Source organism: Burkholderia sp. Ac-20392 (genome assembly GCF_017104585.1).
Lineage (GTDB): Bacteria > Pseudomonadota > Gammaproteobacteria > Burkholderiales > Burkholderiaceae > Burkholderia > Burkholderia lata.
The window spans coordinates 1-6450 of sequence record NZ_JAAGPB010000469.1 but is presented as its reverse complement, the minus strand read 5'-3'; the positions used below and the strand labels follow the sequence as shown (position 1 = coordinate 6450).

7 protein-coding genes are annotated in these 6450 nt (G+C 68.0%); 6 read left to right on the top strand and 1 reads right to left on the bottom strand.

Annotated elements, in window-relative coordinates:
* Positions 1–55 precede the first annotated feature (55 nt).
* On the bottom strand, positions 56–184 hold the full coding sequence (locus G3N99_RS42445) for a hypothetical protein (RefSeq protein ID WP_260865387.1): 129 nt from the start codon (positions 182–184) through the stop codon (positions 56–58).
* Here G3N99_RS42445 and pyk point away from each other — a divergent pair.
* The 6 genes from pyk to G3N99_RS32200 form a co-directional block, all read left to right on the top strand.
* Entirely contained in the window at positions 183–1619 is a 1437-nt protein-coding gene (gene pyk / locus G3N99_RS32225) for a pyruvate kinase (RefSeq protein ID WP_011353067.1), read from the top strand. The two genes, G3N99_RS42445 and pyk, sit on opposite strands and share 2 nt — an antisense overlap.
* A gap of 317 nt (positions 1620–1936) precedes the next feature.
* Positions 1937–3001, top strand: coding sequence for a class II fructose-bisphosphate aldolase (gene fba / locus G3N99_RS32220; protein ID WP_031402582.1), 1065 nt, complete (start codon positions 1937–1939; stop codon positions 2999–3001).
* Positions 3002–3222: 221 nt separating this feature from the next.
* On the top strand, positions 3223–4113 hold the full coding sequence (locus tag G3N99_RS32215; protein WP_011353065.1) for a phosphoribosylaminoimidazolesuccinocarboxamide synthase: 891 nt from the start codon (positions 3223–3225) through the stop codon (positions 4111–4113).
* A 16-nt stretch (positions 4114–4129) separates the two neighbouring features.
* A complete protein-coding gene (gene purE / locus G3N99_RS32210; RefSeq protein WP_206124396.1) occupies positions 4130–4651 on the top strand; it encodes a 5-(carboxyamino)imidazole ribonucleotide mutase in 522 nt (173 codons plus the stop codon).
* Positions 4652–4731: 80 nt separating this feature from the next.
* Positions 4732–5928 carry a 5-(carboxyamino)imidazole ribonucleotide synthase gene (locus tag G3N99_RS32205; RefSeq protein ID WP_206124395.1) on the top strand — a complete coding sequence of 399 codons (1197 nt, stop codon included), beginning with the start codon at positions 4732–4734 and terminating at the stop codon, positions 5926–5928.
* An 8-nt stretch (positions 5929–5936) separates the two neighbouring features.
* Positions 5937–6450, top strand: a 514-nt coding sequence (locus G3N99_RS32200) for an L-threonylcarbamoyladenylate synthase (protein WP_206124394.1), incomplete at its 3' end; no start/stop codon positions are given.

The window sequence follows — 6450 nt, the reverse complement described above, 5'->3', positions numbered from 1 at the left end:
CCGCCCCGCGCGCACCGGCGGCCGCCGGCGACGCGGCCGAGCAGCACCACGAGATTCAGAACAAAGCGATGCCGGGCGCAAGCACCGGCACGCCCCCCGGAACGGCCGCCGCTGGGCCCGCCGTTTCCGGCTCTCGCAGCGTTTCACCCAGCGCATCCACCTTGATCCAGATGAGGAGTTTCATGCAGCGCGCCACCAAGATAGTCGCCACGATCGGCCCGGCTTCCAGTTCGCCGGAGATTCTGCTGCAGATGATGCAGGCGGGCCTCGACGTCGTGCGGCTCAATTTTTCGCACGGCACGGCCGACGATCACCGCCAGCGCGCCGAGATGGTGCGCGAGGCCGCCCGCAAGGTCGGCCGCGAGATCGCGATCATGGCCGACCTCCAGGGCCCGAAGATCCGCGTCGGCAAGTTCGAGAACGGCAAGACGACGCTCGAGCCGGGCCAGGCCTTCATCCTCGACGCAGGCTGCGAGCTGGGTAACGACGAACGCGTCGGCCTCGACTACAAGGAACTGCCGCGTGACCTGCGCACGGGCGACCTGCTGTTGCTGAACGACGGCCTGATCGTGCTGACCGTCGAGCGCGTGCTCGGCGACGAGATCCACACGATCGTCAAGGTGGGTGGCGAGCTGTCGAACAACAAGGGCATCAACCGCCAGGGCGGCGGCCTGTCGGCGCCCGCGCTGACCGCGAAGGACATGGAAGACATCCGCACCGCGATGTCGCTCGGCGCGGACCTGGTGGCGGTGTCGTTCCCGAAGAACGCGACCGACATGGAAATGGCGCGCCAGTTGGCGAACATCGCGGGCGCGCCGTACGGCATCAAGCCGAAAATGATCGCGAAGATCGAGCGCGCGGAAGCGATTCCGGCGCTGCAAAGCATTCTCGACGCGTCCGACGGCATCATGGTCGCGCGCGGCGACCTCGCGGTGGAAGTGGGCAACGCGGCCGTGCCGGCGCTGCAGAAGCGGATGATCCGGATGGCGCGCGAGTCGAACAAGCTCGTGATCACCGCGACGCAGATGATGGAATCGATGATCCACGCGCCGGTGCCGACCCGTGCGGAAGTGTCGGACGTCGCGAACGCGGTGCTCGACGGCACCGACGCGGTGATGCTGTCGGCCGAGACGGCTGCCGGCAAGTACCCGGTCGTCACGATCGAGACGATGGCGGCCGTGTGCGTGGAGGCGGAAAAGTCGGAGCACGTCGAGCTGGACAAGGATTTCCTCGACCGCACGTTCACGCGGATCGACCAGTCGATCGCGATGGGCGCGCTGTTCACCGCGTACCACCTCGGTGCGAAGGCGATCATCGCGCTGACCGAATCGGGCGCGACCGCGCTGTGGATGTCGCGTCACTACACGCACGTGCCGATCTTCGCGCTGACGCCGCGCGTCGGCAGCGAGCGCACGATGGCGCTGTACCGCAACGTGACGCCGCTGCACGTCGACTTCAACAGCGACCGCGATTCGGCGCTGCAGGCGGCGCTCGAGATCGTCGTCAAGCAGGGCTACGTGCAGCACGGCGACATGGTCGTGCTGACCGTCGGCGAGCCGATGGGGCAGGCGGGCGGCACCAACACGCTGAAGATCGTGCGGGTCGGCGAGCACTATTGAGCGCCGACTGAGCGTCGGGCCGGCCAGTGGGCCGGCCGCCCGGGTCGGCTGAAAAATCGATCTGGCACCGTTTTTCACGCGAAAGCCGCGTGGGGTCCGAAGCCCCGCGCGGCTTTTTTTCTCTTTTTTGCCCGCATTGTGCCGTGCGAACGTAACAAATTGCGAGTCGGCGCCACCGGGCGGTCGGAATCGGAGGCGCTTCGCGATAAAATGCCGCTATTCGACGCTCAGCCGCACCGCGCCACCCCGGGTTCGACCGGGAGCGAGCGCCGCGCCGGCGTCAGGGCGCACCGGTTTTCATTCCAAGGAGTTCCACAATGCCTCTCGTATCAATGCGTCAATTGCTGGACCACGCGGCAGAGCACGGTTACGGCCTGCCGGCCTTCAACGTGAACAACCTGGAGCAGGTCCAGGCGATCATGGCGGCGGCGGACCAGGTTGGCGCGCCCGTGATCATGCAGGCATCGGCCGGCGCGCGTAAGTATGCGGGCGAGCCGTTCCTGCGCCACCTGATCGAAGCAGCAGTCGAGTCGTACCCGCACATCCCGGTCGTGATGCACCAGGATCACGGCCAGTCGCCGGCAGTCTGCATGGCGGCGATCCGCAGCGGCTTCACCAGCGTGATGATGGACGGCTCGCTGGAAGCCGATGGCAAGACGGTCGCGTCGTACGAGTACAACGTCGACGTGTCGCGCAAGGTCGTCGAGATGGCGCACTCGATCGGCGTGACGGTCGAAGCGGAACTCGGCGTGCTCGGCTCGCTCGAGACGATGAAGGGCGACAAGGAAGACGGCCACGGCGCGGAAGGCACGATGACCCGCGAGCAGCTGCTGACCGATCCGGAGCAGGCCGCCGACTTCGTGAAGCTCACGCAGTGCGATGCGCTCGCGATCGCGATCGGCACGTCGCACGGCGCGTACAAGTTCTCGAAGAAGCCGACGGGCGACATCCTGTCGATCGAGCGCATCAAGGAAATCCACGCGCGCATCCCGAACACCCACCTCGTGATGCACGGTTCGTCGTCGGTGCCGCAGGAACTGCTGGCCGAGATCCGCGAATTCGGCGGCGACATGAAGGAAACCTACGGCGTGCCGGTCGAGGAAATCCAGGAAGGCATCAAGCACGGCGTGCGCAAGATCAACATCGACACCGACCTGCGTCTGGCGATCACCGGTGCGATCCGCCGCTACCTGTTCGAGAACCCGGGCAAGTTCGATCCGCGCGACTACCTGAAGCCCGCGCGCGAAGCGGCGAAGCAGGTTTGCGTCGACCGCTACCTCGCGTTCGGTTGCGAAGGCCAGGCCGGCAAGATCAAGCCGGTGTCGCTCGACAAGATCGCCGAGCAGTACAAGTCCGGTGCGCTCGCACAGGTCGTGCGCTAAGACTGTAGTACGATTGCCGCGCCGAAAGGCAAAGGCAAGGCTGTCCGGCCGGATCTGATCCGGCCCCGCAGTCGTTCCGTCCGGCCGAACGAGGGCCGGCCGGCAACCGCCCGGGCGCTGTCGCCCGGCCGGTTCGCCGACGTATTGCAAGACCGCCGTTCCCGCCTGCCGCGGGGAACGGCGTTTCCCTTTTTGTTTGGCTCCTTATCTGCGAAAAGACGATGTCTACCCTCTACGAATCCACGCTCCGCTCGCTGCCGCTCCTCGGTCGCGGCAAGGTCCGCGATAACTACGCGGTCGGCAACGACAAGCTCCTGATCGTCACGACCGATCGCCTGTCGGCATTCGACGTGGTGATGGGCGAGCCGATTCCGAACAAGGGCCGCGTGCTGAACCAGATGGCGAACTTCTGGTTCGACAAGCTCGCGCACATCGTGCCGAACCACCTGACGGGCGACGCGCCGGAAGCCGTCGTCGCGGCCGACGAAGTCGAGCAGGTGAAGGGCCGCGGCGTGGTCGTCAAGCGCCTCGAGCCGATCATGATCGAAGCGGTCGTGCGCGGCTACCTGGCCGGCAGCGGCTGGAAGGAATACCAGGCGTCGGGCGCCGTGTGCGGCGTGCAGCTGCCGGAAGGCCTGCAGAACGCGCAGAAGCTGCCCGAGCCGATCTTCACGCCGGCCGCGAAGGCCGAGATGGGCGAGCACGACGAGAACATCACGTTCGAGGAAACCGAGCGCCGCATCGGCACCGAACTGGCCGCGACGATCCGCGACATCTCGATCAAGCTGTACAAGGAAGCGGCCGACTACGCGGCCACGCGCGGCATCATCATCGCCGACACGAAGTTCGAATTCGGCCTCGACAACCACGGCCAGCTGTACCTGATGGACGAAGTGCTGACGGCCGATTCGTCGCGCTTCTGGCCGGCCGACCAGTACGAAGTCGGCACGAACCCGCCGTCGTTCGACAAGCAGTTCGTGCGCGACTGGCTCGAGGCGCAGCCGTGGGGCAAGACGGCGCCGGCGCCGGCGCTGCCGGCCGACGTCGTCGAGAAGACGGCCGCGAAGTACCAGGAAGCGCTCGAGCGCATCACGGGCCAGGCGCTTGCCTGATCGGGGAGCGGAACACATGAGCGAAGTTCAGACTGCCCACACGCACAGCGCGCCGCTCATCGGCGTGCTGATGGGATCGAGTTCCGACTGGGACGTGATGAAGCACGCGGTCGCCATCCTGCAGGAATTCGGCGTGCCGTACGAAGCGAAGGTCGTGTCCGCGCACCGGATGCCCGACGAGATGTTCGACTATGCGGAGAACGCGCGCGAGCGCGGGCTGCGCGCGATCATCGCGGGCGCCGGCGGCGCCGCGCACCTGCCCGGCATGCTGGCCGCGAAAACCACGGTGCCGGTGCTCGGCGTGCCGGTCGCGAGCAAGTACCTGAAGGGTGTCGATTCGCTGCACTCGATCGTGCAGATGCCGAAGGGCGTGCCCGTCGCGACGTTCGCGATCGGCGAGGCCGGTGCCGCGAACGCCGCACTGTTCGCGGTGTCGATCCTGTCCGGCAATTCGGTCGACTATGCGAACCGGCTCGCCGCGTTCCGCGTGCGCCAGAACGAAGCCGCGCACGCGATGGTGCTGCCGCCGCTGGAATGACGGCGCACCGGCGGCCGCGCGTCGCGGCTGCCTGACCTCCCCACTGCGGCGGGCAGCGCCCGCCGCGACCGACCACTGACATGACCGCAACTCCTGATTCCGTTTCCCCGATCCTGCCCGGCGCGTGGCTTGGCATGGTCGGCGGTGGCCAGCTCGGCCGCATGTTCTGCTTTGCCGCCCAGTCGATGGGCTATCGCGTCGCTGTGCTCGATCCCGATCCGACGAGCCCCGCCGGCGCGGTCGCCGACCGCCATCTGCGCGCGGCCTACGACGACGAAGCCGCACTCGCCGAACTGGCCGACCTGTGCGAGGCGGTGTCGACGGAGTTCGAGAACGTGCCGGCCGCGAGCCTCGATTTCCTCGCGCGCACGACGTTCGTCGCGCCGGCCGGCCGCTGCGTCGCGGTCGCGCAGGACCGGATCGCGGAGAAGCGCTTCATCGAAGCGTCGGGCGTGCCCGTTGCGCCGCACGTCGTGATCGAATCGTCGGCGGCACTCGCCGCGCTCGACGATGCCGCGCTCGACGCGGTGCTGCCGGGCATCCTGAAGACGGCGCGCCTCGGCTACGACGGCAAGGGCCAGGTGCGTGTGAGCACCGCGCAGGAAGCGCGTGACGCGCATGCGGCGCTGAATGGCGTGCCGTGCGTGCTCGAGAAGCGCCTGCCGCTGAAATACGAAGTGTCGGCGCTGATCGCGCGCGGCGCGGACGGCCGCTCGGCCGCGTTCCCGCTCGCGCAGAACGCGCACCACAACGGCATCCTCGCGCTGACGGTCGTGCCCGCGCCGGCCGCCGATGCGGCGCGCGTCGAAGAGGCGCAGCAGGCCGCCGTGCGGATTGCCGATACGCTCGGCTACGTCGGCGTGCTGTGCGTCGAATTCTTCGTGCTGGAAGACGGTTCGTTCGTCGCGAACGAGATGGCGCCGCGCCCGCACAACTCCGGCCACTACACGGTCGATGCATGCGCAACGAGCCAGTTCGAGCAGCAGGTGCGTGCAATGACGCGCATGCCGCTCGGCAATCCGCGCCAGCATTCGCCGGCCGCGATGCTGAACATCCTCGGCGACGTGTGGTTCCCGAACGGTGCGGCGGCCGATGCCGTCACGCCGCCGTGGGACACGGTCGCGGCGATGCCCACCGCGCACCTGCACCTGTACGGCAAGGAAGATGCGCGCGTCGGCCGCAAGATGGGCCACGTGAACTTCACGGCCGAAACGCGCGACGAAGCCGTTGCCGCAGCCACCGCGTGCGCGCAGTTGCTGTGCGTGCCGCTCGACTGAGCCAGCCGATGTCCATCGATCTTCCGAACTCCGTGACGGCCGCGCAGATCGACGCGGCCGCCGCGCTGCTCGATGCGGGTCAGCTCGTCGCCTTTCCGACCGAAACCGTCTACGGGCTCGGCGGCGATGCGGCGAATCCCGAGGCCGTCGCGCGCATCTATGCGGCGAAGGGACGTCCCGCGAATCATCCGGTGATCGTGCACCTGCCGCCGGGCGGCGATCCCGGCTACTGGGCCGACGATCTGCCGGCCGACGCGCAGGCGTTGATCGACGCGTTCTGGCCGGGCCCGCTGACGCTGATCCTGAAGCGCCACGCGCGCATTCCGGACGCCGTGAGCGGCGGCCAGGATTCGGTCGGGCTGCGCTGCCCGTCGCATCCGGTCGCGCAGGTGCTGCTGGCCGCGTTCAGTGCGCGGCGCGGCGGGCATGGCGGCGTGGCTGCACCGTCCGCGAACCGGTTCGGCCATGTGAGCCCGACCACCGCGCAGCACGTACGCGACGAATTCGGCGACACCGAATTCA